This is a genomic window from Nonomuraea fuscirosea, assembly GCF_035917475.1.
GTDB classification, from domain to species: domain Bacteria; phylum Actinomycetota; class Actinomycetes; order Streptosporangiales; family Streptosporangiaceae; genus Nonomuraea; species Nonomuraea fuscirosea.
Genome location: NZ_CP109074.1, coordinates 9,716,342 through 9,742,070 on the forward strand (window position 1 = coordinate 9,716,342; position 25,729 = coordinate 9,742,070).

General features: G+C 66.2%; 28 protein-coding genes. 20 read left to right on the plus strand and 8 right to left on the minus strand.

The features are described 5' to 3' along the window. Positions 1 to 345 precede the first annotated feature (345 nt). Complete coding sequence (locus OIE67_RS44465) at positions 346 to 546, plus strand: hypothetical protein (RefSeq protein ID WP_326631873.1); 201 nt, start codon at positions 346 to 348, stop codon at positions 544 to 546. Between the two features lie 117 nt (positions 547 to 663). Here the strand turns inward: OIE67_RS44465 and OIE67_RS44470 are convergent, their stop codons facing one another. After that, positions 664 to 960 (minus strand): hypothetical protein, encoded by a 297-nt coding sequence (locus OIE67_RS44470; protein ID WP_326631876.1) that lies wholly within the window; start codon positions 958 to 960, stop codon positions 664 to 666. A 385-nt stretch (positions 961 to 1,345) separates the two neighbouring features. On the opposite strand from OIE67_RS44470, the gene OIE67_RS44475 reads away from it, so the two are divergent. After that, positions 1,346 to 1,681 carry a hypothetical protein gene (locus OIE67_RS44475; RefSeq protein WP_326631878.1) on the plus strand — a complete coding sequence of 112 codons (336 nt, stop codon included), beginning with the start codon at positions 1,346 to 1,348 and terminating at the stop codon, positions 1,679 to 1,681. A 100-nt stretch (positions 1,682 to 1,781) separates the two neighbouring features. On the opposite strand, the gene OIE67_RS44480 is transcribed toward OIE67_RS44475, so the two are convergent. Then, positions 1,782 to 2,771, minus strand: a complete 990-nt coding sequence (locus tag OIE67_RS44480) for an ArsR/SmtB family transcription factor (protein ID WP_326631880.1) — start codon at positions 2,769 to 2,771, stop codon at positions 1,782 to 1,784. Between the two features lie 67 nt (positions 2,772 to 2,838). Here OIE67_RS44480 and OIE67_RS44485 point away from each other — a divergent pair, with 67 nt between their 5' ends. After that, positions 2,839 to 4,035, plus strand: a complete 1,197-nt coding sequence (locus tag OIE67_RS44485) for an MFS transporter (protein ID WP_326631882.1) — start codon at positions 2,839 to 2,841, stop codon at positions 4,033 to 4,035. A 76-nt stretch (positions 4,036 to 4,111) separates the two neighbouring features. On the opposite strand, the gene OIE67_RS44490 is transcribed toward OIE67_RS44485, so the two are convergent. After that, positions 4,112 to 4,627: a GNAT family N-acetyltransferase gene (locus OIE67_RS44490; protein ID WP_326631883.1), complete on the minus strand. Its 516-nt coding sequence runs from the start codon at positions 4,625 to 4,627 to the stop codon at positions 4,112 to 4,114. Between the two features lie 202 nt (positions 4,628 to 4,829). Between OIE67_RS44490 and OIE67_RS44495 the strand changes: the two genes are divergently transcribed. Next, a complete protein-coding gene (locus OIE67_RS44495) occupies positions 4,830 to 5,231 on the plus strand; it encodes a hypothetical protein (protein WP_326631886.1) in 402 nt (133 codons plus the stop codon). Between the two features lie 39 nt (positions 5,232 to 5,270). Here OIE67_RS44495 and OIE67_RS44500 read toward each other — a convergent pair whose 3' ends face one another. Continuing rightward, entirely contained in the window at positions 5,271 to 5,642 is a 372-nt protein-coding gene (locus tag OIE67_RS44500; protein ID WP_326631887.1) for an Imm8 family immunity protein, read from the minus strand. A gap of 51 nt (positions 5,643 to 5,693) precedes the next feature. Here OIE67_RS44500 and OIE67_RS44505 point away from each other — a divergent pair, with 51 nt between their 5' ends. The 3 genes from OIE67_RS44505 (at position 5,694) to OIE67_RS44515 (ending at position 7,442) form a co-directional block, all read left to right on the plus strand. Beyond that, on the plus strand, positions 5,694 to 5,936 hold the full coding sequence (locus tag OIE67_RS44505; protein WP_326631889.1) for a hypothetical protein: 243 nt from the start codon (positions 5,694 to 5,696) through the stop codon (positions 5,934 to 5,936). Between the two features lie 140 nt (positions 5,937 to 6,076). Beyond that, positions 6,077 to 6,469, plus strand: coding sequence for a hypothetical protein (locus OIE67_RS44510; RefSeq protein WP_326631890.1), 393 nt, complete (start codon positions 6,077 to 6,079; stop codon positions 6,467 to 6,469). 520 nt (positions 6,470 to 6,989) lie between these two features. After that, on the plus strand, positions 6,990 to 7,442 hold the full coding sequence (locus OIE67_RS44515; RefSeq protein ID WP_326631892.1) for a hypothetical protein: 453 nt from the start codon (positions 6,990 to 6,992) through the stop codon (positions 7,440 to 7,442). A 174-nt stretch (positions 7,443 to 7,616) separates the two neighbouring features. Here the strand turns inward: OIE67_RS44515 and OIE67_RS44520 are convergent, their stop codons facing one another. After that, entirely contained in the window at positions 7,617 to 8,180 is a 564-nt protein-coding gene (locus OIE67_RS44520) for a dihydrofolate reductase family protein (protein WP_326631894.1), read from the minus strand. Between the two features lie 685 nt (positions 8,181 to 8,865). Here OIE67_RS44520 and OIE67_RS44525 point away from each other — a divergent pair. The 4 genes from OIE67_RS44525 (at position 8,866) to OIE67_RS44540 (ending at position 14,044) form a co-directional block, all read left to right on the plus strand. After that, complete coding sequence (locus OIE67_RS44525) at positions 8,866 to 9,315, plus strand: hypothetical protein (protein WP_326631896.1); 450 nt, start codon at positions 8,866 to 8,868, stop codon at positions 9,313 to 9,315. 757 nt (positions 9,316 to 10,072) lie between these two features. Next, positions 10,073 to 10,492 carry a hypothetical protein gene (locus OIE67_RS44530; protein ID WP_326631898.1) on the plus strand — a complete coding sequence of 140 codons (420 nt, stop codon included), beginning with the start codon at positions 10,073 to 10,075 and terminating at the stop codon, positions 10,490 to 10,492. A gap of 165 nt (positions 10,493 to 10,657) precedes the next feature. Then, positions 10,658 to 12,718, plus strand: a complete 2,061-nt coding sequence (locus OIE67_RS44535; RefSeq protein ID WP_326631900.1) for an alginate lyase family protein — start codon at positions 10,658 to 10,660, stop codon at positions 12,716 to 12,718. Positions 12,719 to 13,606: 888 nt separating this feature from the next. Continuing rightward, a complete protein-coding gene (locus OIE67_RS44540) occupies positions 13,607 to 14,044 on the plus strand; it encodes an NUDIX hydrolase (RefSeq protein WP_326631902.1) in 438 nt (145 codons plus the stop codon). A gap of 243 nt (positions 14,045 to 14,287) precedes the next feature. On the opposite strand, the gene OIE67_RS44545 is transcribed toward OIE67_RS44540, so the two are convergent. Further along, a complete protein-coding gene (locus OIE67_RS44545) occupies positions 14,288 to 14,833 on the minus strand; it encodes a TetR/AcrR family transcriptional regulator (protein ID WP_326631904.1) in 546 nt (181 codons plus the stop codon). A gap of 91 nt (positions 14,834 to 14,924) precedes the next feature. Between OIE67_RS44545 and OIE67_RS44550 the strand changes: the two genes are divergently transcribed. The 3 genes from OIE67_RS44550 (at position 14,925) to OIE67_RS44560 (ending at position 17,164) form a co-directional block, all read left to right on the plus strand. Continuing rightward, a complete protein-coding gene (locus tag OIE67_RS44550; protein ID WP_326631906.1) occupies positions 14,925 to 15,818 on the plus strand; it encodes a TIGR03564 family F420-dependent LLM class oxidoreductase in 894 nt (297 codons plus the stop codon). A 690-nt stretch (positions 15,819 to 16,508) separates the two neighbouring features. Continuing rightward, positions 16,509 to 16,745, plus strand: coding sequence for a hypothetical protein (locus tag OIE67_RS44555; RefSeq protein ID WP_326631907.1), 237 nt, complete (start codon positions 16,509 to 16,511; stop codon positions 16,743 to 16,745). Continuing rightward, the gene (locus tag OIE67_RS44560; protein ID WP_326631909.1) at positions 16,742 to 17,164 is read left to right on the plus strand and encodes a type II toxin-antitoxin system VapC family toxin; all 423 of its coding nucleotides are present in this window, start codon (positions 16,742 to 16,744) and stop codon (positions 17,162 to 17,164) included. The genes OIE67_RS44555 and OIE67_RS44560 overlap by 4 nt, the downstream gene beginning before the upstream one ends. A 418-nt stretch (positions 17,165 to 17,582) precedes the next feature. Here OIE67_RS44560 and OIE67_RS44565 read toward each other — a convergent pair. Then, positions 17,583 to 18,757 (minus strand): IS3 family transposase gene (locus tag OIE67_RS44565; protein ID WP_326631470.1). Its coding sequence is split into 2 segments (ribosomal slippage): positions 17,583 to 18,494 and positions 18,497 to 18,757, totalling 1,173 coding nucleotides; the frame shifts between segments, so codons are not numbered across the junction. Between the two features lie 260 nt (positions 18,758 to 19,017). Here OIE67_RS44565 and OIE67_RS44570 point away from each other — a divergent pair. The 4 genes from OIE67_RS44570 to OIE67_RS44585 all read left to right on the plus strand — a co-directional run bounded on the left by OIE67_RS44570 (position 19,018) and on the right by OIE67_RS44585 (position 22,450). Continuing rightward, positions 19,018 to 19,419 (plus strand): site-specific integrase, encoded by a 402-nt coding sequence (locus tag OIE67_RS44570; protein WP_326631911.1) that lies wholly within the window; start codon positions 19,018 to 19,020, stop codon positions 19,417 to 19,419. A 414-nt stretch (positions 19,420 to 19,833) separates the two neighbouring features. After that, a complete protein-coding gene (locus OIE67_RS44575) occupies positions 19,834 to 20,208 on the plus strand; it encodes a hypothetical protein (RefSeq protein WP_326631913.1) in 375 nt (124 codons plus the stop codon). A 170-nt stretch (positions 20,209 to 20,378) separates the two neighbouring features. Then, a complete protein-coding gene (locus OIE67_RS44580; RefSeq protein WP_326631915.1) occupies positions 20,379 to 20,747 on the plus strand; it encodes a hypothetical protein in 369 nt (122 codons plus the stop codon). A gap of 401 nt (positions 20,748 to 21,148) precedes the next feature. Next, entirely contained in the window at positions 21,149 to 22,450 is a 1,302-nt protein-coding gene (locus tag OIE67_RS44585) for a DUF2716 domain-containing protein (RefSeq protein ID WP_326631916.1), read from the plus strand. Between the two features lie 230 nt (positions 22,451 to 22,680). Here OIE67_RS44585 and OIE67_RS44590 read toward each other — a convergent pair whose 3' ends face one another. Then, positions 22,681 to 23,076, minus strand: a complete 396-nt coding sequence (locus OIE67_RS44590; RefSeq protein ID WP_326631917.1) for a hypothetical protein — start codon at positions 23,074 to 23,076, stop codon at positions 22,681 to 22,683. 11 nt (positions 23,077 to 23,087) lie between these two features. Between OIE67_RS44590 and OIE67_RS44595 the strand changes: the two genes are divergently transcribed. Continuing rightward, entirely contained in the window at positions 23,088 to 23,909 is an 822-nt protein-coding gene (locus tag OIE67_RS44595; RefSeq protein WP_326631919.1) for a tyrosine-type recombinase/integrase, read from the plus strand. 606 nt (positions 23,910 to 24,515) lie between these two features. Further along, entirely contained in the window at positions 24,516 to 25,274 is a 759-nt protein-coding gene (locus OIE67_RS44600) for a neutral zinc metallopeptidase (protein ID WP_326631921.1), read from the plus strand. Positions 25,275 to 25,729: the final 455 nt, after the last annotated feature.

Here is a 25,729-nt window from a genome sequence, read left to right on the forward strand (position 1 = left end):
CTACCGGATCCTGATGTCCCCACGGGATGCTCCCGCCCGTGACCGAACCGAAAGACAGATCCGAAACCGACTGGCGCAGCTCCGAAGTCATCGCACGGCCGACCTCGTCGCCATCGTCCTGGGCGTGCTGCTCGCCATGGTCCAGGCGAATACAAGATCGAGCAGTTCGCCCTTATGGGTGACCATCTTCATCGGGGTAGCCCTGATAGGCATCGGCCTCCGCATCGAGGCCGCAACCTTCCGGACGACAAGCACCACGAGCGCTGCGCACAGGAACTCACACGCTTCCGCAACGCCGGTCGGCCGCTTCTCGTCCCCAGTTTCGTAGCCGGCGAGAGCTGCTACATGATCGGCAGACTCGGTGGGGCGAGGGCGGAGGCGGCGTTTCTCCGGCTATTCGAGTCCGACTGGTTCCGGCTCGTCGATCTCACGGCCGAGGATCTCGCGAGGATCGCCGTCCTCGTCGAGCGACACCACGACCTTCCCTGGGTGCCGCCGATGCCTCAGTGGTGGTCGTGGCAGAACGGATGCACGTCACCGACGTGATGACGATCGACATTCGCCATTTCTCTGTGGTCCGCCCAGCTCATACCTTCGCCCTGAATCTGCTCCCCAGATAGCCGTTCACGGTGCGCTTGAAGCCGTCGACAGCGCACTGAAGCATCACATCAGAGCTTCAGCGCCCTCGCCGGCGGCGCTCGCCTTGACCTGCCTACGGAATTCGCGGAGCCAGCCGGCTATCTGATCCTCGTCATGCAAATACTCGCCTTCCGGCCCGATACGCAGGTCGATGCCGCATAGGCGCTCCAGCGCCCACCACACAAGGTCATCGTCTACTTCGGCGGCCTCGTCAGCTACCCATCGGGCCGCCCAGCGGTCGACTTCATCCCGGGTCATGGCGCCGCTGATGAGGCACTCAAAGTGCGCTTCGATGTCTGCGCGAGTTGGCGGAGCCGTCACGGCTTCACGATCTCACGCCCGTACGGCCCGAGCACGATTGCCCGCTACCTGAATCGCCTGGTCGGCATCGGACGCTCTCTCCCCCATGACGCACCCTTCGACCGCGGCACGTACCGCGTCGTGGACTGGTACCGCGCCCGGCCAGAGCCGGTTCGGCATGAGCACGATTCGCGGCTACAGCAGTGCGGGCGCACAACATACCCGCCATATACCGCTGCCCACTAAACATGTGGACCTGGCTCGGAACCAGTGGACCCGATGCCGGTTCGAGCGACTGAACCGGACCCACGATCACCCGAAGCACAGCACCACTCATTTCTGGCACCAAAGAAACCGGAGAATGTCGATGCGCTTTCTGAGCACTGCCTTCGCGTGCGCCGCCGTAATGACCGCGTTCGCTGCTCCCGCCTACGCCGGCACCGCCCAGGCCGCCACCACCACCCAGGCCGTCAGTGCGGTCCAGATCCTCGGCAACGCCCCGTCCTGCGTCGACCGCAAGGTGACCGCCTCGTACACGGGCAAGCGGAACAGCCTCGGCGAGGTGCTGGTGAAGACCACCGTCAAGCTCACCAACAACTGCAAGAACGCCGTGAAGGTCAAGGTGGCCTGGTCGTGGGCCCCTGACTCGAACTGCCGCCACATCTCCAAGGGCCGCACGGCATCCGAGTCCATCACGACGACCCACGACCGCGAGCCGTACCAGAAGACCAAGACCTGCTGAACGCTCGACCGGAGCGACCCGCCCAAGGCCGGACCGCGTTCGCCCCACCAGGGCGAACGCGGCCGACGGGCTGGTCTCACGCGCGCCATCGCAGCGGAACTCAGGTAGCCGTTCCGGTCAGAGACGCCCCGAGAGGAGTCGTCATGTACAACACGCTGCGCCCCGACCGTTCACGCGCGACCAGCCCGCTTTCCCTCAGCACCCGCAGGTGCTGCGAGACCGCGCTGGGCGTGATGCCGAGCGCCCGGGCCAGGTCCGTCGTCGTCGCGGGAGACCGCAGGGCCTCCAGCAGTTCGGCACGCGCCCGGCCGAGCAGCCGGACCGTGCTGCCGGCGGGTGCCCGCGTGCCGGCGGTCCACAGCGTCCCGACGCCTCGTGCCGGGTAGCGCACGGTGGTCTGCGTGGACGTTCGCTTCTTGATCAGCACGTACGGCGACCCGAGCGCGACCGGCATGAGCACCAGCCCACCCGGACCGCGCTCCACGACCCGCTCGACCCGCCAGCGCGTCTCCCCCAGCTCCAGCCGACCACCACGCCAGCGCAGATCCGGATGAAGGTCGGTAAACAGCCGCTCGGCCCCGCCCGCGGCCAGCTGCCTGGCCCGGTGGATGATGTCCGCGTCGAGTACGGCCCGGATCCGTGGCCAGTGCGGCGCGATGAGCCGGTCATGTGCCGCGCGCAGTTCCGCGGCAATTGCCCGTAGTCCTGCCGCAGGCCGTTCAGCGAGTACGGCGGCCGGGCCAGGCAGGTCGTCGCCGAAGACGCGCCGGAGGCTGACCCGCACTTGAGAGGCGGGCGTCTTGCGCAACGCGGCGAGGTCATCGTCGATGGAGGCTCCCGAGCCGGACGGGGCAGGGACGAGGAACTCCGGCCAGCTCAGCCTGTCGTTGACGATCAGCGGCCACGTACGCGAGAGATCCAGTGGCCGTCTGGCGAGCTCGTCGGCCGCCCACCGCAGCCAGCGCAGGTTGACCGGGTTCCGATCAAGGCCGCCCAGCTGCTGCAGGCCGGACACGGTTTCCGACAGCGGCGAGATCGCGAACCGGGTCGCCGCCAACTCGGTCACCCCGAGATCGATCGTCAGCGCCACGGGTCCGATTATGTAGCACCGGCCTAAATGCTGTCGTGACGACCGGTTACCACCTGAAGATCGCCCCATGTCAGCTGAGCAGCGTTTGTCCAGGAGCTACTGGCGGTTGTGGTGGGCGACCGGCGTCAACGGCGTCGGCGACGGGGCGTTCGCCGTGGCCGTTCCCCTGCTGGCCGTCACGGTCACCCGCGACCCTCGGCTCGTGTCGCTCGTGTCCGCGGCCACGTACCTGCCCTGGCTGCTGCTGTCGCTGCCCGCCGGCGCACTCGTCGACCGGCACGACCGCGTCGCTCTCATGTGGCGCGCGCAGGCGATCCAAGCGTTGATCGTCGCCGGCATCGCGATCCTCGCCGCGTTCGGCCGGATCGGCATCCCGGTGCTCGCGATCACCGCGTTCGGGCTGGGCGCGTGCGCGGTCGTCTTCGGCAACGCGGCGCAGGCGGTGCTGCCGGACATCGTCCCCGAACCGCTGCTGCACCAGGCGAACGGCTACCAGCAGGCCATCACCACGGCGGGCGCGCAGTTCGCGGGGCCACCGCTCGGCAGTCTGCTGTTCGCGGTCGCCGTGGCGTTGCCCTTCGGGGTGGACGCCGCCTCGTTCGCCCTGTCAGCCGCGCTGCTGGCGACGTTGCCCAGACGCGGGCGCGAGCGAACCAAGCCGCCGCCGATGCGAACGGCCATCGCGGACGGCCTGCGCCGGCTGATCCGGCACCAACTGCTGCGCACCCTCGCCGTCCTGCTCGGCGTCAACACCTTCTGCTTCCACCTCGGCAACGTCTCCCTGGTCCTCCTGGCGACCCAGACGCTGCGCCTCGACACCCGCGGCTACGGGCTGCTGCTCGCCGGTGCCGCGATCGGCAGCCTGCTCAGCGGGCTGGTCAGCGCGCGCCTCGTCGCAACGACGGGAGAGCTCCCCACCCTTCTCGCCGCGCTCGTCACGAACGTCATCGTCTTCGTCGGCATCGGACTCAGCCCGGACGCGATCGTGCTCGGCGCCCTGCTGGCCGCCAACGGCTTCGTCACCACCCTGTGGAGCATCGTGACCGTCAGCCTGCGCCAGCGCATCGTGCCGTCCGAACTGCTCGGCCGGGTGAACAGCGTCTACCGGATGCTCGGCTGGGGCCTCATCCCACTCGGAGCGCTGGCCGGCGGGCTGGTGGCGCACACCTTCGGGCTGCGCGCGCCGTACCCCGTGGCGGGGGTGCTGCGAGGGATCGCGTTGCTGGCCGCCCTGCCCGTACTGATCCGCGCCGTACGCCGCTGAACACTCCGTCGTACGCGTATTGCCCCTGGGCCGCGCACCTCATCATGATGACCGGAGGCACCTGAACGAGCATCGACTACCGCCGCGAGGTCGCGCGCCATTCATCTTCGAGAATGCTGAACAGCTCAGAGTCTCGCCAGCCGTCACGAATCAGCGCGGTGTGGCGATGCCGTCCCTCCCAGGTCATGCCGAGCTTCCTGAGCACCCGAGCCGATCCGGCATTTCGCGGGTCACAGGTGGCATAGATCCGGTGCAGGCCGTTCTCCTCGAATCCTCGGCTGAGAAGCTCATTACCGATCGCCGTTCCCACCCCTTGGCCCCACTTATTCGGGTGGACAACGTAGGTGATCTCGCCTTGGCGTTGTTCTCGACTCCTTATGTGCAGCTCACCCATGCCGACCACGTCACCGCCGATCCGCGCCGCATACGGAAAGCGCAGCTGGGGTGCCTGCGACCACGCCTCAACCGCGGTCGTCACAAACGTGCGAGTCTGCTCCTCAGTATCCGGACCCCAGGTCTGGAACCGGCAGACCTCGGCCAGAGAAGCCCAGGAATGGACAGCCCGCCAGTCCGCGAGTTCGATCCTGCGCAACGCAACCGATGGCATCACAAGCCGATTGTGCCCGTGTCACCCGGCCGCCGTCCGCGGTCAGGGCCGGGCTGACCGGGACTCTCAGCTGTGTGGCGGCGATCACATTCGGTGTGTGGATTCGTCCACAGATGATCGGGTGGCGTCTCCGTAGTGTCTGTCTTGCCGGAGCCCCCGGCGGAACGGACAAGGGGAGGAACCCGAGATGCGTAAGACCTTCGCGATCGCGGCGCTGGCTGGTTCGATGGCTCTGGCCGGTCTGGCGTTGAGCCCGGCGGCGGCTCAGGCGAGCACCGCCACGACCGCTCATACGGGGACGAGCTGGGGGAAGTTCTTCTCCAGTGATCACAAGGCGTACACGTTCGGTAAGACGTGGGAGTCGCACGGCAAGGTGTTCACGAAGTGGTACGGGGTGGACAAGGTCGGTGGTGAGAAGGGCTGGGTCTGGTTCGAGGTGTACCAGGGTGGTCACTGGAAGCGGTTCAACAAGTCCTGGGACGGCGAGGTCGTCGGCGCCTGGAGCGGCAAGGGTGTCAAGAAGGTCTACACCTTCACCTGCTGGGCCGGGAAGTTCGACAACTGCGGCAAGAAGTACCGCATCTACTAAAGACCGGTCAGGCCCCTGTCGGCTCACGGCCGCCAAGCCTCAGCCCGGGTAATCCTCGAACTCCCACTGCCCGATCCGGCCGATCTTCTCGGCCAGCTCACCCCAGGTGGGAGCCTCCAGTACGGCGATCCGATCGCTCAGCCACTCGGTCACCTTGTCGGGACGAAGTTCGGCGACGAAGAGCCAGTGCCGGCCGATGAGAAAAGGATGCTGTCCGAGTTGCTCCGCGAGGGCCGACGGAGTGCAGACGGTGAGTTGGAAACATTCCTCGCCCAGCTCACCTTGAGGACCGACATACATTTCCAGGAGTTCGCAGGCATGGGCCGGATCGTCGATCCCCGGCCCCGCCTCCAGATCGACCCAACGGAACTCTCCGACTCGTGCTCTCACCATCCCATGATCGCGTGGCAAGCAGAGTCGATGCACTCCCCTCGGGAGAAACGCGGAGTTACGATCCAGCCCATGTCGGATCGAACGGTTAGCGAGTACGCGTACACCTACGCATCACCCACCCCGCGCCGCGCAGACGGCCGGGAGTGCATCTGGTACCGCTCGCACGAGGGCACTTATGACCTGATCCGTACCGGCAAGGAGGGCAAGCGTCGCTATCACGTCTTCGACGCCCAGAGCGGAGAACACCTGGAGGAGTTCACGAACTGGGATGCCGGCCACCAGTGGATAGAGGAACGACTGCGATCGGCGTGAACATGCGCATCGCCGGGTGAGCCCGTCGTCGCTCTGGTACGGCCCGCACACCGCCACCCCCAGTCAGCGACCCGCAGGCAGGCCGCAAGCGCGGTGACGCTCAATGGTGACGAGCACACGAACCGTCACCGGGAGAGCCGATGAACCGCCCTCTGAGTGCCCTGCTCGGCCTCACATCCGCCGCCGTGATCGCCACGACCGTCGCCGCCCCGGCGAACGCCGCCACGTCCCAGGCCGAGCGTCCCTTCCTGTTCACGTACACCTTCGACGGTCACCTCAAGGTGGCCGGCGGTCATTTCACGGTCGGCGGCCGGGTGTACGTGAGCGTCAAGCACAGCAACGGCGTCACCGCGTTCCACAAGTGGACGACGGCCCGCACGCACCCCGTCACGCCGGGCGGGGCCGTCTACGTGGACACCACGCTCGCCTCTCCCTGCTCGGGCAGCAACAACGGCTACGCCGAGGCGTACGACGCCGCCACCAAGAGGTGGTCGGCCCGCCTGCCGGTGACCGTCTGCCGCCGCATCGACTGAGCCCGCGCCCGATCCGCTCGATGACAGGCGCCCCCGGCAAAGGGGGCGCCTGAAGTCATCTCTCGACGCCGGCTGACCAGGCGTGTTCCCGGCGTATTCCACGCTGCTACCGACGCGTGCCACGATCATTCCAGCGAACCTCGGGCCCGCCGGATTCTCTCGTGTCAGAGGAGTCCGAGCATGACGAAGCCCCGAGGACTGATGGCCGCGTGAGAAAAGGAAGAACGATCGACCCCCGCACAGAAACGGTCACCGTCGGCGTCGCAGCCGCGGTGGCGAGCGCCATTCTCGCCCGACCGGCCGCCGAGCCGTTCACGAGAACTACTGGAGCGGGCGAGACACCGACCTGCGCGGGACGTTCTCCTTCGGGACCTGACGCTTAGACAGAGCCCAGCCGCAGCATCGATCGCCGTTCTCATCGCGATCCGCCACCTCGCACATTCTCTTCCCCTCGCCGGCCACGCGGAGGGCTGAATTTCATGCCCCAAGGCCAACCGAAACATCCCTTGCTGGAGGACTGTTGAAGACACGCATTCTGGGCGCCGTACTGGGAATCGCAGCATTGAGCGGGCTGCTGGTGCCAAGCCCGGCGCAGGCGGCGGCCGACGGAGTGTCCTCCGCCCGCCTGAATGGCTGGGGCAAGCACGGTGGAGGGTCCGTCCGGGCGAACGTCGACTTCGTCAACCGGAAGAAGGTCATCTTTCGGAACTTCACGGTGCGCGACCTCTGTCCCGGCGACAACGCTCCGGTGAGGGCCCGGGTTGTCTGGATTCACACCGACGGAACCACCGGGCACAGCGCCTGGATGAAGGACAGCAACGGCTGCGGCGACCACGGCACCAACTTCGGAACCATCATCCGCACCGACACCAAGCCCATAAAGAAGGTCTACCTGCACCTGCAGGTCTACGCCCGATCAGGCGGAATCAGGGGTTTCGCGTTCAGCGCGGACCGATACAACCAGTACGCCTGAGCCGCTGACACTCAGGTTTTCAGCCGGTCGACGTACCAGGACTTGATGGCGTTGCCGACGAATCCGGGGCCGGGCTTTCTCATCACACGAGGTGATAGACCGAGATCATGCACGGCACCTGCTCCTCCGTGCCCGGCCTCACGATCAAGGACGGGCCGATCCGAGGCCGAGTATTCAGCGTTTGGTCTTGTACCTGGTCATAAGCACCCCGCCGGGGAACGTCCGAGTCTCCATCAGGGTCAGGTTCACCCAGTTGTCCAAGGCCGTGAAGAACGGCGTACCGCTACCCACCAAGACCGGCGCGGTGACCAGCACGTACTCGTCGATCAGCCCCGCCCGCATGGCCGCCGCGGCGAGTGTGGCACCGGCGATGTCCATGGACCCACCGTCCTCGGCCTTCAACCGGGTGATCTCGGCGACCGCGTCACCGGTCACCAGACGGGCGTTCCAGTCGACCGTACGGGTCGTCGAGGAGAACACCACCTTCGGCATGTCCCGCCAGCGGCCGGCGTACTCGATCACCGCCGGCGTGGCGCCAGGCTGCTGGTCGGCCGTCGGCCAGTGAGAGCTCATCCCCTCCCACAACCTGCGCCCGTACAGCGCCAGACCGGTCGACCCCACCCGGTCGGACCACCACTGGAACAACTCGTCACTCGGTACACCCCAGCCGAGATCGTCGCCAGGCGCGGCGACGTAGCCGTCCAAGCTCACGTTCATGGCGAAGGTCAATTTCCGCATGGCGTCAGCCTCCCGTGAGACGGTACTCGGCGTACAGACCAGCACCGCGCGCAAAAATCATCGCTCAGGCCGCACCGATCTGCCAAAGGGCGATGCGCTTCTTCCGGTGGGTGCTGGTGCCGCGATCCGCCGATCGGTGCGGTAAGCCTCGGCCGAATCCCGGAACGAGAGCTTGTCCCTTCGTGTCGTTGCCGCAGTGGAGCGCGAGATGGCGGGCGAGTCATCTCTTGATGCCGGCCGACCAGGCGTATTCCCGTCGTATTCCACAGTGCTACCGACGCGTGCAACGATCACTCCAGCGAACCTCGGGCCGCCGGGATTCCTCATGTCCGAGGAGTCCGAGCATGACGAAGCCTCGAGGACTGATGTCCGTGTGAGAAAAGGAAGAACGATCGACCCGCACAGAAACAGTCACCGTCGGCGTCGCTGTCGCGTTGGCGGACGCCATTCTCGCGCGACCGGCCGCCGGGCCGTCCACGAGAGCTACTGGAGCGGGCGAGACACCGACCTGCGCGGGCCGTTCACCTTCGGGACCTGACGCTCAGACAGAGCCCCGCACCATCGATCGCCGTCTCTCGTCGCGATCCGCCACGAGGCGACACCACGGACATCTCCCCCGCCGGCTACGCGGAGGACTCAAGTTCACGCCCCAAGGCCAACCGAACCAACCCTTGCTGGAGGACTGTTGAAAAAGACACGCATTCTGGGCGCCGTACTGGGAATCGCAGCATTGAGCGGGCTGCTGGTGCCAAGCCCGGCACAGGCGAAGGACGGAGTGTCCTCCGCACGCGTGAACCCCGTGCGCGGCCACGGCGGCGGCTCCGTCCGGGCGACCGTCGACTTCGTCAACCGGAAGAAGGTCGTCTTTCGGAACTTCACGGTGCGCGACATCTGCCCCGGCGACAACCTTCCGGTACGGGCCCGGATCTGGTGGAAACACACCGACGGAACCACCGGGCACAGCGCCTGGAAGTGGGACCGCAACGGCTGCGCCGACAACGGCAGCAACTTCGGAACCATCATCCGCAGCGGCTCGAAGTCCATATCGAAGCTCTACCTGCAGGTGGCCGTCAACTTCCGACCAGGCCAGTGGGTTTACGACATCAGCCCGATCCGCGACAACCAGTACACCTGAGCCGCCGGCATTCGGGCTTTCAGCCGGTCGGCGAAAACGTCAGTTCGTGACCGTAGGCTTGCCGGCCATGACCGATGCTCGCACTGTGTCGTTCAATGCATGGAATCATCGGCATCATGACGATGATCAGAAAGGGCCATGCCGCGTAGGCGCCCTTCCGTGGTTCGCGCACGACGGTTGCGGTGCGGAACCCACCGACCCTCTCTCCATCAAGTCCCCGGCCTCACAGCCCGGCCTATGGCCGCGGTCATCACCCTTGAACACACGATCCTGCAACCGGGCGAGGTGGCGGCGACCCTCTTGGCCTGGATCCAGGATGTCATTCCTGGCACTACGACCCAGCTCCCGCCCACGTGCTCGTGTCCTGGATGCTCTTGGGAAATCGATCCACGCGGAGACCTTGAGCGGATACTCGCCGCACTCCCCGATTGGGCCAAGCCGTCCCTTTACGGCTTGGTGCTTCCGATCGACAGGAGTTTTATCGCTCGAACGACTCCTGACGCTCGCGCATCACCTGACTGGCCATGGTGGCGACAGCGCCGCCGTCCATACTTCGGAGACAACGCCGGCTGAGCCGGCTGCGGTGCGGTCCTCATGCTGCGGGCTGAGTGCATATGGCAGTGCTGTGGGTCCTTGCGCCGAGAGCACGGTCGACCGTGTCAAGAACGCGATCGAGCTCTGAGGCTTGATATACCGCAGACATACCGGCGATCCCTAGGGTCAACCCGTTCGTAAGAATCGACTCTTGGGGAGACCAATGACGACCAAGCGTACCCGCTGGATCACCGCCGTCGTGAGCGGCCTGGCCGCCGCGGCCGTCGGACTCACCGTCTACGCGCCCGGCGCCCAGGCCTCCAGCGGCCTCGACGACCCGAGCAAGGCGAGCAACGTCAAGACCCGGGACACCGACACCGTCTGGTCGGGGCCGGTGGGCTTGAAGTGCCAGGTGCGCACAGGCACATACAAGGGCACGTCCTATGTCTGGGGCCGTATGACCAAGGGGCGCACCGGCACGTTCAAGTCGCTGAAGAACGGTGTCGGCATGGGCCAGCTGAACGTCAACCTGGGTTCAGGGGAGACGCACTACAGCCGGGGCATGACGTTGCAGAAGGGGTACACCTACGAGGCGTCCTTCTTCGACGGCAAGTACCGCTGCAAGGCCAAGTGGACGAACTAGTAGACGGCTCCTGAGCTGGATGGCCGGATTCCGGGATCGTCGTTCGGCGCACGTTGTGATCTTCGTAGCGAGCCTGGCCGAGCAGATGTTCTGGCGGCAAGCCGTGGTTGCGGGTCAGGTGGTGCGTCTGCTCCATGCGCGGTGCTGGCGCGCCGTACCCCAGCCATGGCCAAGGCGCTCATGAGCTCGGCCCAGGAGTCAGGGCCCGCGAACGTCGGCCACCCGCTGGAAGGCCCCGCCCCGCGCGCCTTCGTCACCTCCATGCGCCCTCTGACTCCGACCACCCGAAGCCCTAGCTACGCCGCGCTCCGTCCATCCAGCCCCTTCGGAAAGGAACCCGTGCGTCTCGCTCGTCCTGTTGCCGCCGTCATGCTCATGGCCGCCGCCCTGGCTGTTCCGCAGCCCGCACAGGCTGCCGGGTTCAAGCACCCCGGTGTCCTGGTCAGCCGTGCCCAGCTCGACTTCGTCAGGGCCAACCTCGACAAGGAGCCTTGGAAGTCAGCCTGGGACGCCCTGCAGAAAAGCTCCTTCGCCTCGCTGTCCTACCCGGCCAAACCCCGCGCCGACGTGAACTGCGGCGCGAGTTCCATTCCCGACAACGGCTGCTCGGACGAGCGTGAGGACGCGATGGCGGCTTACACGCATGCCCTGCGGTGGTACCTCAGCAAGGACGCCCGCTACGCCAAGAAGGCGATCCAGATCATGGACGCCTGGTCGGCCGTGATCACCAAGCACACCGGAAGCAACGCGCCGCTGCAGACCGGCTGGGCGGGCGCCAACTTCTCCCGGGCGGCCGAGCTCATCAAGCACACTTACGGCGGCGGCTGGAGCCAGGCCGGCCGGTTAGCGAGCAAGCTTCGCACCGTGTACCTCCCGACGCTGCTCGCCGGACGGCCCGACAACAACGGCAACTGGGAATTGATCATGACCGATGCCGCCATCGGCATTGCCGTACATCTCGATGACCGGACTTCCTTCAACAAGGCGGTCGCGACCTGGCGCGGCAGGCTGCCCGCCTACATCTACCTCACCACCGACGGGTCGATTCCCAAAGCTCCGCCGGGCAGCAGGTACAACACCAAGGCCGAGATCATCGAATACTGGCACGGCCAGACCAAGTTCGTGGACGGCCTGACCCAGGAGACCTGCCGCGACTTCTGGCACACCGGCTGGGGCCTCGCGGCCATCTCCCATGTGGCTGAGACGGCCCACCACCAGGACATAGACCTGTATGCGACGGCCAAGCACCGGCTGCGCCGCGCGATGGACCTGCACGCCAAGATACAACTCGGCGGCTCAGTCCCCAGTTGGCTGTGCGGCGGCAAGGTCAAGGCCGACCTCGGCAACCACTACGAGGTCGGCTACAACGCGCTGCACAACCGGCTCGGCTACGACGACTTCCCCTACGCCGCCAAGTGGGTCGAGCGGAAGCGCCCCATGGCGACGTCGCACTTCCTGGGCTGGGAAACCCTCACCCATGCGCAGAACCCCGCCTCCTCCTCCAAGGAGACCGCTTCGATCTACGGGGCGTTGCCAGACGGCAAGTTGACCTACACCGCCGTCGATGCCGCCACCGGACAGCGCACGCATGGCGCTGTGGTGTCCACAGCCACTCTGGGGTTCACCCCCAAGGCGATGGCGACGCTGGACTCCGACACCATCCTGGTCACCGAGGACGGGCGGGAAGGCCGGCTCTACCGGGTCGACATCCAGAGCGACAGCGGCAGCCTCACCTTCGATCGGCCGGTCTATCTCGGCCCCGGTTACACCCACGACCTCCTCGCCTACGATGGCAGCGGCCACCTGTTCGGCATCGCCGGCGGCACTTTGCGCCGCTACACCATCAACGCGGCCAAGCCCACGATCAGCGATATCAGCGGCAACATCAAGATCGGTGACGGTTTCACCCTCAAGACCCTGACCGCCACCGGCCCTGGCTGGATTCTCGGCACAACGACTGACGGCAGGCTGATCTCTTACCGGATCAACGGCGCCGGCTCCTGGCAGAGGTACCAGCTTCGCGACACCACCTGGCAGCTCATCGAGCATCTCCTGTCGCCCGGCGGGGGCATGTACTACGGCCACCGGAACGAGGGCTCCCTCTTCCGCTACGACGACGAGAACCCCTACGACGGCCGGGGCGACGACCTCCGCGGCCAGGGTGCCGTCGACACCACAGGCTGGACGCAAACCCTCCTGTCCGCCCAACCCGCCACCGTCAGCTGACCGAACAACCGACAGCCGACGAAACTGCAGACTCTCGCCGTACTGACCCGGTGTCAGCACCAGCGACAACATCCGGCAGCGACCGTCGGCCGACAGGCGGAGCTTGGTGGCGAACCCGCCGTGGGGGTGGCCTCCGGCGTTCTTCGGCTCCGTCCATGCCGGCCGCTCGGACGTATCCGCCCGTACCGAGGAAATCCTTGCTGAGGGCTTCGGGCGCGAGGAGTGATCGTCGTCGGCACCGGCCCGCTCGTGGCCGCCGCGCTTGCTGACGATGCCCATCATGAACGCTGTGTCCGCGAGTTCCAGCGCCTGCACGACGCGCGTCACGAGGTCCTCGTCCTCAGCCTCGTCACAGCGGAAGTGTGCTACATGATCTCTCGGTTCGGCGGCGCCGCGCCGGAGGCTGCGTTTCTCCGCGCTCTTGAGTCGGACGTCTTCACACTCGTCGAGCTGACCAAGCGTGACCTCTCCAGAGCTGCTGCGCTGGTCAAGCAGCATGCGGACTTCCACTCGGTGCAATTGACACCTCAGTCTCGCTACAGCAGAGCGTCTCAAGGTCAACGAGGTGTTCACGGTAGATGGACGCGACTTTTCCGCGGTCCGACCAGCTCACGGCGGCGCCTTCACCCTGCTCCCCGCATAGCCCTCGAAGCTGGGCCGCCTGGCCGAAGCCCTACGGGGTGCCACACGATCACCGCTCGGGCCGGACCGAGCGCGGCGATCTCCTGCAGCAGATGGACGGCGCCCGACCGCTCTGCGGCGGGCAGCCACCCTTCGGCAAATGGCGCACCCACTCATGGACCTGGGTGCCCAGCCCGCCGACGGCGATCACACCTGCATCGGCCCGATTCCCTCCTCGGCCGTGACCTGCTGGGATACGTTGCTCCCATGAAGGTGCGCGTCACCGGCGTGGTCATCGAAGAGGGTCAGATCTTGCTGCTGGACCAGGACACCGACACCGGCCGCTCATGGTCGCTGCCCGGCGGAAAGGTCGAGCCGGGCGAGTCCATCGCAGGCGCGCTGCTGCGCGAGATGCGCGAGGAGACAGGTCTCGACATCCGGGTGGACCACCTGCTGTACGTATGCGACCACCTCCCTGGCAACGGCACCCATGTCATCCACATGACGTTCAAGGCCACCAGAGTCGGCGGGAGCGTGGCGGCCGTCGCCGACGGTGCCGACACCACCCCGATCCGCGGCGTCCGGTTCGTCCCGGTGACCGAGCTGCCGGCCCTCGGGTTCTCCCCGCGGTTCGTCGAACTGGCGCAGAACGGCTGGCCCGGGGCCGGCTCCTACATGGGCGCCAAGTCCAACATCGGCCTATGAGCCCACGAGAGCCCTGAGGTCGCTCGGCCATGGGGCAGTCCCATGCCCGTGGGGGTGAATCCAGCGCTTCAGGACAAGATCTCATGGGAACGCGCTGGGGACGATCAGCCGCAGTTGGCTGGCTTCGGCCGTAGACAGCCGGATGTGAAGCAGGGGGCTGACCGCCCGCGAGCGGCTCGGCTCGTGCGGAGCCGGGCGCCGCTCCGCCGGCGGCACCCTTCAAGGCTTCCGGCCGGTGGGCGGCTATGGCTCCTGGTGAGCCGTGGCGCGCAGGCCGTCGAGGACGACCGTGGTCAGCGGGCCGTCGAAGCGCGAGGCGGGACGGCAGACGGTGGCGTACAGCACGCCCACGGCCTGCTCGGGGGTGAGGTCGCGGCGCATCGAGCCCTCCTGCTGCGCCCGCCCGGCGATCTCCGCCAGCAGCTCGCCGACCTCGTCCCAGAGCTTCGCGCAGGACGGCGGCACCGCCGCCGACCCGGCGAGCGACGCGATCAGCGTCAGCGGTTGCCAGGCGCAGTAGTTCATCACGTCGAGCAGCAGCGCCCAGTACGTCTCCGGCCGCTCCTCCAGCCGGCCGCGGATGTGCGTCCGCAGCCCCTCCAGCGTGATCTCCGCCAGCTCCTCCACCATGGCCCTGCGATCGGGGAAGTGGCGGTAGAGGGTGCCGACGCCCAGGCCGGCGGTCTGGGCGATCTCCTCCATCGAGACGCCGGGCCCGCGCTCGGTGAACAGCTCTAGCGCCGTCATCAGGATGCGCTCGCGATTGCGCCGCGCATCGGCCCGCATCATCTGTTCATCTCCTTAACATGAATCTTGGATTCAGGTTAGTGTACCGTGCAGGAGCGGAACCGGAATCTCCCCTTCACCTTAGGACGCCAACATGAAACTGGGCATCGCCGTGGCCACCGGCGGCGCGAACCTGGAAACCCTGCTGGAGCAGGTGGGCACCGCCCGCAAGGCCGGGTTCGAGAGCGCCTTCTTCAATCAATATGCCTCGCTTGACGCGATCAGCGTGGCGGGCCTGGCCGGCCGGCTGAACCCCGGCATGGAGGTGGGCACCAGTGTGGCCATCACCTACGCCAGGCACCCGTACGCGATGGCCGAGCAGGCCCTCGCCGCGAACGCCATCAGCGGCGGCACCTTCACCCTCGGCCTGGGCCCGAGCCACAAGCACTTCGTGGAGGCCATGTACGGGGTGCCGTACGACCGCCCGGCCGTCCACGTCCGCGAATACCTCACCGCCCTGCGCCCGCTGCTGCGCGGCGAGCCCGTCGACTTCCAAGGCGAGACGCTGTCGGTCACCGGCCAGATCTCCGCGCCCGGCGCCGAGCCCCCGCCCGTGCTGATCTCCGCGCTCGGCCCCGTGATGCTGCGCATCGCCGGCGAGCTGGCGGACGGCACGATCCTCACCTGGGTGGGCGCCCCATTCATCGGCGACTTCGTCCTGCCCCGCATCACCGCCGCCGCCGAGGCGGCCGGACGACCCGCGCCGCGCGTGTTCGCCCCCGCCATGGTCTGCATCACCTCGGACCCCGACCGGGTGCGCGGCGAGCTCGACGCGCAGATGGGCATCGCCGGCGACCTCGCCGCCTACCGCGCCGTGCTCGACCGCCAGGGCCTGTCGGGCGTGCACGAGCTGCTCATCGCCGGTGACGAGAACGAGGTCGAGAAGGGCGTCGAGAGGTTCGCGTCGGCCGGCGCCACTGACCTGGCGATCATCCCGATGGGCACCCCGGAGGAGAAGGCCCGCACCTTCGCGTTCTTCAGCCGCTGAGCCCCGTCCGCGCGGCCGCAAGCTTGCCTCATGGCAGCACCCGGCGTCCGCCGCCACAGCACCTGGGAGGCGGCCGCCCCGGCCCGCGTGATCCCGGGCGTCCTGTCGCCTGGTGCTGCCAGTTCATCGTGACCGCCTCGCCCAGGCTGTCCGCCGCCGAAGTCCAGCTCCACGACCCTTACCAGGGCACACAGACCTGGAAGAGAATCGCCACGCGCCCCTCACCCGGCGCTGAACTCGTGTGGAACGAAGAGCGAGTACGCCGCTGCCCCACGCCGCCACAGACCTCACGCTGAGCAAGGCGACGCCCGCAGGCATCCAAGGCCGCGGCCCACCAGCCATGATCGCTTAGAACGTATAGGAAACGATCAACCTTAGAGCGCCGGTGTCAGCCGTCGACGGCCGGACACATCGAAAGAGGCCTGTCACCGCGTTTCCGCTGGTGACGGGCCTCTTTCCGCTGGCGTGGCAGGTGCAAGGTTCGAACTCGCGTAGGCTGAGCCGACGTTTTTACAGGGCATCGACGTTCTCGCCGTGGCTGACTGTCCGACCTGGGCGTTCGCCCGGTGCACGCTGACCCCTCGGCGATGATCCTTCCGTGCATATTCCGGATCTTGCACGTGCCCATCCTCGCGACGCGACGCGATCGGCGCGCGACTCCTGCACCGGTCGCGTCGTAAACTCGACAGTATGACGGCGCCACAGGAAGAGTACGACGATCTTCACCGGCTGGTTGACCAGCTCCGGCCAGATCAGGTGCGTGAAGAGCGCGCGCGGCTCCTCCGGCTAGTCCACTCACAGCCTGGGGAACCGGAGCTCGGCCCCAGCGGCGTGCCGACCCTCTTCGGCGCTTTCGAAGCGGGACGGAGCGACGCTTCGGAACAGGTGGAAGAAATCCTCAGGGAGGGCTACGGTCACGAAGCGTGATCGTAGTCGACACCGGCCCGATCGTGGCCGCGACCTTCCGGGATGACAAGCACCACGAGCGCTGCCTACAGGAGCTCACGCGGTTCCGCAACGCCGCCCGGCCACTCCTCGTTCCCAGCTTCGTGGCCGGCGAGAGCAGCTACATGATCGGCAAGCTTGGTGGGGCCAAAGCGGAAGCGGCGTTTCTCCGGCTACTCGAGTCCGGCTGGTTCCGGCTCGTCGATCTCACAGACGCGGATCTCGCGAGGATCGCGGTCCTCGTTGAGCGGTACCACGACCTACCTTTGGGCGCCGCCGATGCCTCGGTGGTGGCCGTGGCGGAACGGATGCGCGTCACCGACGTGATGACGATCGACGTTCGCGATTTTTCCGTGGTCCGCCCGGCCCACGCTCCCGCGCTGAATCTGTTCCCCAGATAGCCCATTCACGGTGCGCTGCTACGAGTCAGCCTTCAGTTCGTGCCTCTCATCTCGGAATCGGACCTCAACCACCTTGCCCAATGAGCCGGGCTGAGGAACGAAGCACGGATCGTCGATCGCCCCCAGCAATCTACGGTGGCCAGCCATGCAGTGGCGATCGTAGGGCTGCATCCGTGCGGCGGCGTGGCAAGATCCGTCGGGGCGCTCGATTAGCTCGTGCGTTTCCGAATAGAGATGATCAAACACTCACCCAACCACCCACTATCCACATGTACGGCACGGCGCCTCTCCGGCCTGAGGTCTCCGCTGGAGGCATAGACCACGGTCTCAAGATCCGGCAGGCTTTACACCATGGAAATCGGGTTATCCATCTGAGGGGCCTCGAAGATTCCGGACAGCCGTCTTATGGTCGTAGAGCCTATGCGGCTGCTTGTTGTGAGAGGGACTCGTTGAGGACTTCCAGGGGTGGCCGGTAGCCGAGGGCTGAGTGCAGGCGCCGGTGGTTGTAGAAGCCTTCGATGTAGCGGATGACCTGCCGTCGTGCTTTGGCTCGGGTGGTGAAGACGAAGCGGTGCAGCCATTCGTTCTTGATCGCGCTGAAGAACGATTCGGCCATCGCGTTGTCCCAGCAGACCCCGGTGCGGCCGACCGAGCGACGGATGCCCTGGCCGGTCAGGAAGCGGCCGAACTCGTCACTGGTGTAGTTCGAGCCGCGGTCGCTGTGGAACACGGCGCCGCTCTGGAGCAGGCCGGTGCCGGCGGCCATCCGGATCGCGTCGGTGACCAGCTCGGTGCGGTAGTGGTCGGCCATCGCCCAGCCCAGCACCGCCTTGCTGTGGCAGTCGATCACCGTGGCCAGATACAGGAAGCCCTCCCAGGTGCGGACGTAGGTGACGTCACCGACCAGCTTGACGCCCGGACGCTCAGCCGTGAAGTCACGGCCGACCAGATCGGGGATGCCGCGGTAGTCACCCTGGATGGTGGTGGCCGGCCGGAACGCCCGCACCTGCGCCGGAACCAGGCCCTGCTCGCGCATCAGAGTGCGCACCAGTTCGGCCGAGCAGTGCTCACCGCGGCGGGCCAGGGCGGCGTGCACCCGCCGGTAGCCGTAGGTCTCGTGCGAGCCGGCGAAGATCTCGGCAACCAGCGTACTGAGCAGCGTGCGGCGTTGCGCGGTGGCCGAGGCGGGCCGCTCGCGCCATTCGTAGTAGCCCGAGCGGGACACGCCCAGCCAGGCGCACATCCGCGCGATCTTGTGGCTGGCCTTCTCCGCGTCGATGAGCTCGTACTTGGCGAGCGTCATCGAGTTTCGGCCGCGAAGAAGGCGGCTGCTTTTTTCAGGAAGATCAACTTCTCGCGCAGCTCGGCGTTCTCCCGCTCCAACTCCCGGATCCTGGCCCGCTCCGGCCCAGAGACCGGCGGCTGCTCGTCCTGCGCGCTCACGATCCGATGCCGGTTCACCCAGCTGCCCAGGGTGCTGGCGTTGATGTCGAACTCACGCGCCACCGACGCGACCGTCCGCTCACCCTCCAGCACCATGCGGACGGCTTCTTCCTTGAACTCCGGCGAGAACTGCCTGCGACGCCTTGCCACGTACCCACCTCTTCCAGACTTCTGTCAGCTTATGTAGCCGACTGTCCGGAATCTGTTGGGCACCTCAATCCTGCTGGGCTGGGCGCTCGCCGCGCTGGCGTTGTTCCTGCTCGTCTACAGTGCTATCCGCCTGGCGCTGAAGCACGGTCGGCGAAGTCGGCTGCGGGGGACTGCCCACCAGACACGCATGGACCGGCTGACCGAGCAACGCAGCGCGAAGCCATGGACAGAGCAAGACGGGCTGTAGCGGCGGTGCGGCGATGGTCGGCGGGTATGTCGAGTACGGCGAGGTAGCCGTATGGCGATGCCCCGCGCGGCGTCTGCGCCGCGACCGGCCCCCAGGCCGCAGCGCGGCGCAGGAACGCCGGCGCGGGGCGTACGGCGGCGCGGCGCGCCGCCGCTTGACGGCCTACACGGAGGTCTGGCAAGAGGCCCGGAAGCTGGCCCTGACGCCCGCTCAGTTCGCCTCACCGCTCGCTCGTCGTCCGTACGACCTGAGGCACGCGGCAGTGCCCCTTTGGCTGAACGTAGGCGTGCCCGCTCCGGACGTGGCCGAACGAGCCGGGCACGGTGTGGACGTGCTCCTCAGGGTCTATGCCAAGTGCCTCGACGGCCAACAGGAGATCGCCAACAAGCGGATTGAGGACGCCCTCCCCGCGTGATCAACCAGCACCACCCCGAAGGGTCCCGGAACGCCACCGGAACCCTTCGCCGTTCCCAATGCGTCCCATGCCCGCGCGTTCTGTGAATCCTCCGGATCATGGCCTCCGACCAGGGGAAACGCTCCATGATCCATTCCGGACATATTCCGGGACCTGCGACAACGCGCCGCTCAGAGCGGCATCCGGCCGCATACCCCTGAAATGCATAAGAGCCCCGTAGGGCCTCTGAGCTGCACTTACTGCGTGTGGCAGGTGCAAGGTTTGAACTTACGTAGGCTGAGCCGACGGTTTTACAGCGCGTGACCGTTCCTATCACTCCCATGCTTCTGACCTGCGGTGCCATCTTGTCATCCCGTCAAGAGCAGCAAGATCATTGCACGAACCCCCGGACACCCCCGTGAGAGGCTGACTCCTGTGGCTCAACGCTCTGAGGCAGGCTTCCCGACGGACAAACTGAGCGCGCTTCGCCTTGGCAGACCCCTCGTCGCCGAAGTCGAGGCGGGCCGGCCGGAGTATCGAGCATGGATCGAGATCCGCCCGCTGCGAACCGACGCCGACGATGCCGCCCAACAACAAGGCTGGACACGTAACGACGAGAGACGCAGTTTCCGGTTGACACACTGCGAATACGTCATCGAGCGCCTCGACGGCTGGGACTACGACATCGGAAGCAACGAGATCAAGCGCACAGTCGCCACCGACGAAGCTGACCTCCAAGCCCTACTCCAGCATTGGGGCGTAGCGCCCGAAGGGTTCACCTACCCTTGGGACACCGACTTTCCGAGCTAGCAGGCGCTCCAGGGTGAAGCCTGCAACCACGGATTAGACGTGGATCGCTGTTCCTCGGCCCCAAGACGCGCTGACTTGCGGGTGATCGCCCCTCTCGGCCGTGACACGCTCACTCCCGAGCCGGTTCCGGGCCTTGCTCTCCTCGGTGCACCTACTTATACGATCGGCGAGTGATCATACGCTGCGTTCGAATCATCAGCCCGCAGGGCGAACCCACGGATGCGTATCCGGGCGTGCACGTGGGCGGGCAATACGTCGTCCTGGAAACATATTCGGACGCAGAGGTCTACTACATCCGTATCCTTGGCGATAGCGACGAGAGCCCCGGCACTCTCTGGAACCCGTCGATGTTCGAAACCGTAGATCCGCGGATCCCCACGCGCTGGACGATGACACTCGAAGATGGCCGCCTTCGCGTGGCACCTTCGAGTTGGCATCGAGTTGGTTTCTGGAACGACTACTTCGACCGAAACCCGGGAGCGATAGCCGACTTCGAGGAAGGCAAGGCAGCAACGCTCGCCGAGTCAGCCTCTCTTTAGCCTGACTTGCCGGCCCCTGCCTAGACCGCTGCTGTCTAGCTCACCGCAAGCCCTCTCAAGTCAACTATTCGCCTGTTCGCTTGGATGTGAACTCGCGCTGTCAGCTTGGGAACTGGATCGATCACAGCTCTACAGGGGCGCTGAGCAAGGCAAAAGCCGTTCTTGAGTGACCGTGGCTTACCCTTCGTCACCCCCTTTGATGGCCCGCTAATGGCCCGGACGATCAAGTTGGCGCGAGCCGAGAGAGAAAGATCGTTCCGCATATATTCCAGATCTTGCCGCTGCCGGTGTACTGATGAATGCGCAGGGCCATGTACGTGCGAACGCACAAGGCCAGTTGGGATGATCAAGCTGTGGCACATGGTCGCCGAGACTGATCAGGGGTGGATCGCGTGAATGGAGTGGCTGAGGCGCTGCTGACTGCGTACGACAACCAGTTGCGGGGCAGGGTGCCGCAGGAGTTGCTGTGGGGAGCCGTGATCGAGCGGGATGGACCACTGGTACGAACCCACTACGGCACCCACGGGACCGTCGATCTCACCAGTCTCGTCTGCGACGATCTGGCAGGGCTGATCCGCCGGCAACAGGAGATCTTCGCCGTACGCTGCGAACCGATCGAGTGGAAAGTCCATTCCCACGACTCACCCCTGCTCGCCGAAGCGCTGCGAGATGCAGGATTCATCCCGGGATCGGAACGTACCCTCCTGGCGGTCGACATCGCCGACATCCCGTCACCCGACGTCCTGCAATCTGGCATGCGCATACGGCCCTATCTCCATGGGGAACGGGAGCGGCTACGATGCATGGCCGCGGCCGCGCAAGAGCAGCGAAGGCCGCTCACGGAGTTGGAGGCCGACGGGACAGCCCGCGGAACAGGATCAGAGATGCAGATCCTGGTGTTGGAGTACGACGGGCGGATTTTGGACGCACTCTGGATCGAACGAGTGGCCGACACCGACTTCGCGGCCATCGGTGGAATCACCGGCCCACGCCCCGAACTGCTCAACGCCGCGGCCGCCTGGGCGGAATGGCGCGATATTCGGCACGTGTATCGGCCTCGGACACCGTGTCACCTTGTCGCCGAAGCGGTCGGCGCCTTGGTCCCCGCCTACCTCGCGGCAGGCTTCCATGAGATCGGCCGGGTGAGCACCTACCGCTGGGCCCCCGTCGGTGAGCCAGCCCGGGAGCGCCCCGCGAAACAGCTCCTGTCCGATCCTGAGCATGACGAGATCTGGAAGCGGTTCGAGACTCGGTTCGAGGTGACCTACGAGACCGCCGATCGGGGACTCGCCGAACCTCCGGCCTCCGCCACCTGGCACCTCGACGCCGTCGACCGCGCGGACGACTCGCTGCTTGCCGAGGTGGAGGCGATCGTCGCGCGCGGATTGCGCGCCAGCGCTCGGCCCGGCGACCGGCTCTACCGCCTCAAGTGGTACATCAGCGGCTCTCGCATCGACCCAACCCGCGTCGGTGGGCCGGGGCAGCCCCCGTGGATGAGCTACGCCTACCTCATCGATGAACACGTCATCCAAGTCACCGAGGACCTCCGGATGGGCACGTTCGGCAACTGGCGGGAAGCATCCTTATGCGTCTTCGGCGACGAGCTTCTCGCCCACGTGGATGATGACCTCACTGGCCTTCTCGGCACTGTGCTGCGGCGCGGCGGGCGCCCCGTCGGCAACGTCTGGAGCTTTGGTCCCTGACGACATGCCACGTCGGCACGTCAGCCGCACCACCGACTGGCCACCTCGCAAACCCTCGCCTGGAACGGAGCACCTCCTACCGCTTCATGGCTCGTCACCCTGCAATCCGCCGGTTCAGGGGTCGAATTCGATGATCAGCCACGTTGCTCGATGAGCCAGGGTGAGGAACGAACCCTGGCTCATCGATCGCCCCCGACCCCGTATGGCGACCGGCCATGCAGTGGCGATCGTCAGGGCTGCATCTGTGCGGCGGTGCGGCAACCCTGGTCGGGGCGTTCGGTCGGTACGGCAGAGCGGGCGGAGGGCCGGAGGTACGGCGGCGCGGCGCGCCGCCGCTTGAGTTCGCCCAGGCGTTCATAGAGATGAAGTGGCCACATGCAACGGCCAAGAGCCGGGACAGCATGTCCGATGCCTTGGCGACGGTCCTGCCCGCCCTGACCAAGGATCGAGCGGGCCGCCCAGATGCTCGCGAGCTGCGCACGGCTCTCCATAAGCTCCTCCTCCTGCCAGAAGACAAGCGCCCGACCGTCCCACAGCAGCACACTGCTGCCGTGGGCTGGATGAAGGCGGCCTCGCTCGACCTGGCCAGCTTGGAGGAAGCCAAGACCGTACGGCTCGCCCTGCATGCCCTGACGCTGTGCCTCGATGGCAAGGCGGCAGCATCCACGACGATCGCCGCAAGCGTGCCGTCTTCCACGCCCTCCTGGAGTACGCGGTAGAGCTGGAACAACTTTCGGCAAATCCGCTGCACAAGATCAAGTGGAAGCCGCCCAAGACCACGGAGACGGTGAATCCTCGCGTCGTGGTGAACCCGCGCCAGGCGCAAGAACTGCTGACCGCAGTGACCTACGTGGGCCGACGCGGCAGAGGCCGACGGCTCATGGCTCTCTTCGCCTGCATGTACTACGCCGCCCTTCGACCGGCCGAAGCAGTGGGCCTCCGCATTCAGGACTGCCACCTGCCCGCCTCAGGTTGGGAACGGCTGACGATCGACGTGTCTAGACCCGAGGTCAACACGCAGTGGACCGACACAAGGGACGCACACGAGGAACGCGGCCTCAAACACCGGGGCAGACAAAACGTCCGACCGGTGCCTGTCCCTCCCGAACTGGTCAAGATCCTCCGCGAGCACATCGCCGAATACGGAACGGCCAAGGACGGCCGGATCTTCCGCAGTGAGCGAGGCGGGGTCGTCGCCTCAACGGCGTACACCGAGGTCTGGCAGGCCGCTCGGCTCCTGGCCTTCACGCCCGCCCAGGTCGCCTCTCCGCTCGCCAAGCGTCCCTATGATCTCCGGCACGCGGCGGTGTCCCTCTGGCTCAACGCGGGCGTGTCAGCCCCGGATGTGGCCGAACGAGCGGGCCACAGCGTCGATGTCCTGCTGAGGGTCTACGCCAAGTGCATCGACGGCCAACAGGAGATCGCCAACAAGCGGATCGGCGACGCCCTCGCCGCATGACCACGTACCAACCGCATCCAGAGCCCCGGCCTACCACCGGGGCTCTTCGTCTTGGCCGCGTATTGGCCGAATCCGTAGCCCGACCTGCGGAAACGCGCTCAAGATCATTGCACGTATATTGGTGGACCAGCGACAACGGGCCGCTCAGAGCGGCATCCGGCTGCACACCCCTGAAACGCAGAAGAGCCCCGTAGGGCCTCTGAGCTGCACTTACTGCTGGTGGCAGGTGCAAGGTTCGAACTTGCGTAGGCTGAGCCGACGGTTTTACAGCGGGCTGACATTCCCGACCTCATCAGGCCTCTGACCTCGGGGTACAGCTCTCACCCGTCCCTTACCAGGGAAGATCATCCCGCACATATCCCGCGAGGCAGAGCCAGTCACGATCATCCCCGGAACCGCGGATCTCTCGGGGAGAGAGGCCTCCCACTTGCAGAGGACCAGCGGTTTCTACCTCGGATTCGGAGGCCGGACGTTGCGCAGTGCGGTGGGGTAGCGGCGTCGCAGGTCGCCGACGGGCCTCCGAGGAGGATGAGTACAGAAATCGGCGCTTGATAGTAATCGCTGACTGTTGCTCCCGGGATGGTCTAGACCGTATTGTCACGCTCCGTGAGACTCCTCGTCATCGCCAGCCTGAGCTGCGTCTCAGTGCTGGCGTTAAGCACCCCCGCTGCGGCGTATCCAATCGAGAACGAGCCTCAGCTCACAGAAAACGCCCTTTACGGCTACGGCAAGCTGCCCGCGTCGAAGTGCGCCGAGAAGTCGATCAAGGCGAATGACTCCGTCTCCGCGAAGGCCTACATCCTGGCGATCTTCCGTTGCCTCGACGCCACCTGGGGCAAGCACCTCACCGCCAACGAGGTGCCCTTCGAGAAGGCCAAGGTCACCTTCGTCAAGAGGCTTCCCAAGAGGTGGTGTGGGATGAGGATTTCGGCCGACGACTCGCAGTCCTGGTACTGCCCTGCGACCGACGGCATCACCTACCAGCTCGGCAGAAGCTGGCTCGGGGAGCCTGACAATCTGTGGCTGTCCTACACAGCGGCAAGGGCCTATGGCCACCACGTGCAGCGCCTGGTCGGCATCCAGAAGGCGAAAGAAGGACTCCGCTACTACTCCTACGAGGAGTGGACGGAGCAACTGCGGCGTCAGGCCCTGCAGGGAGATTGCCTGTCCGGAGTTTTCCTCGGGAGCGTCTGGCCGCTGAAGGGCCGGTCCGCCAAGAAGGTGTCCGAGCTCTACGGCCAGTTCTCCGACTCCGTCATCTACGGCAAGAAGAAGAGCATCGCCTACTGGGTCAAGCGAGGCTTCGCCACTGGTGATCCCGGTTCCTGCAACACATGGACGGCCTCCTCGAAGCAGGTCGCCTAAAGCAGCAGGGCGATCCCGTACGACCACCGCACACGGCCCGGAACTCTCCCATAGCTCCGGCGAGCCGCCAGGCTGGTGACCGCAGCCTCGCGCAGGCCGCATGGTCGGCGGCTCGAACCCGAACCTAAGGATTGAAAGATCCAGTTTCAGCCGTTCCACATCGTTCAATGCAGGCCAGCGGCTATGTGGGGTCCATTCTGAACGGCTCCGAACGACCTCGTATTGCAACTCAAACTGCAACCCTGGCGGCCCGCTGACAGCCGCGAGCGGGTACGGTCTGACCTTCTGTTCACAAGGTCCCCAAACGATGTGCGAGGGCGTTCAGGCGCGTTCGCCACGCAGGTCGCGCACGTGGCGTCTGTCCGTATCAGTCCGGCCCGGTGCAAGGTCGTCCGGCCCGATGGCTCCCAGCTTGGCTCCCAGGAGCGTCACGCAAAAGGTCAGTCGTGGCCGAT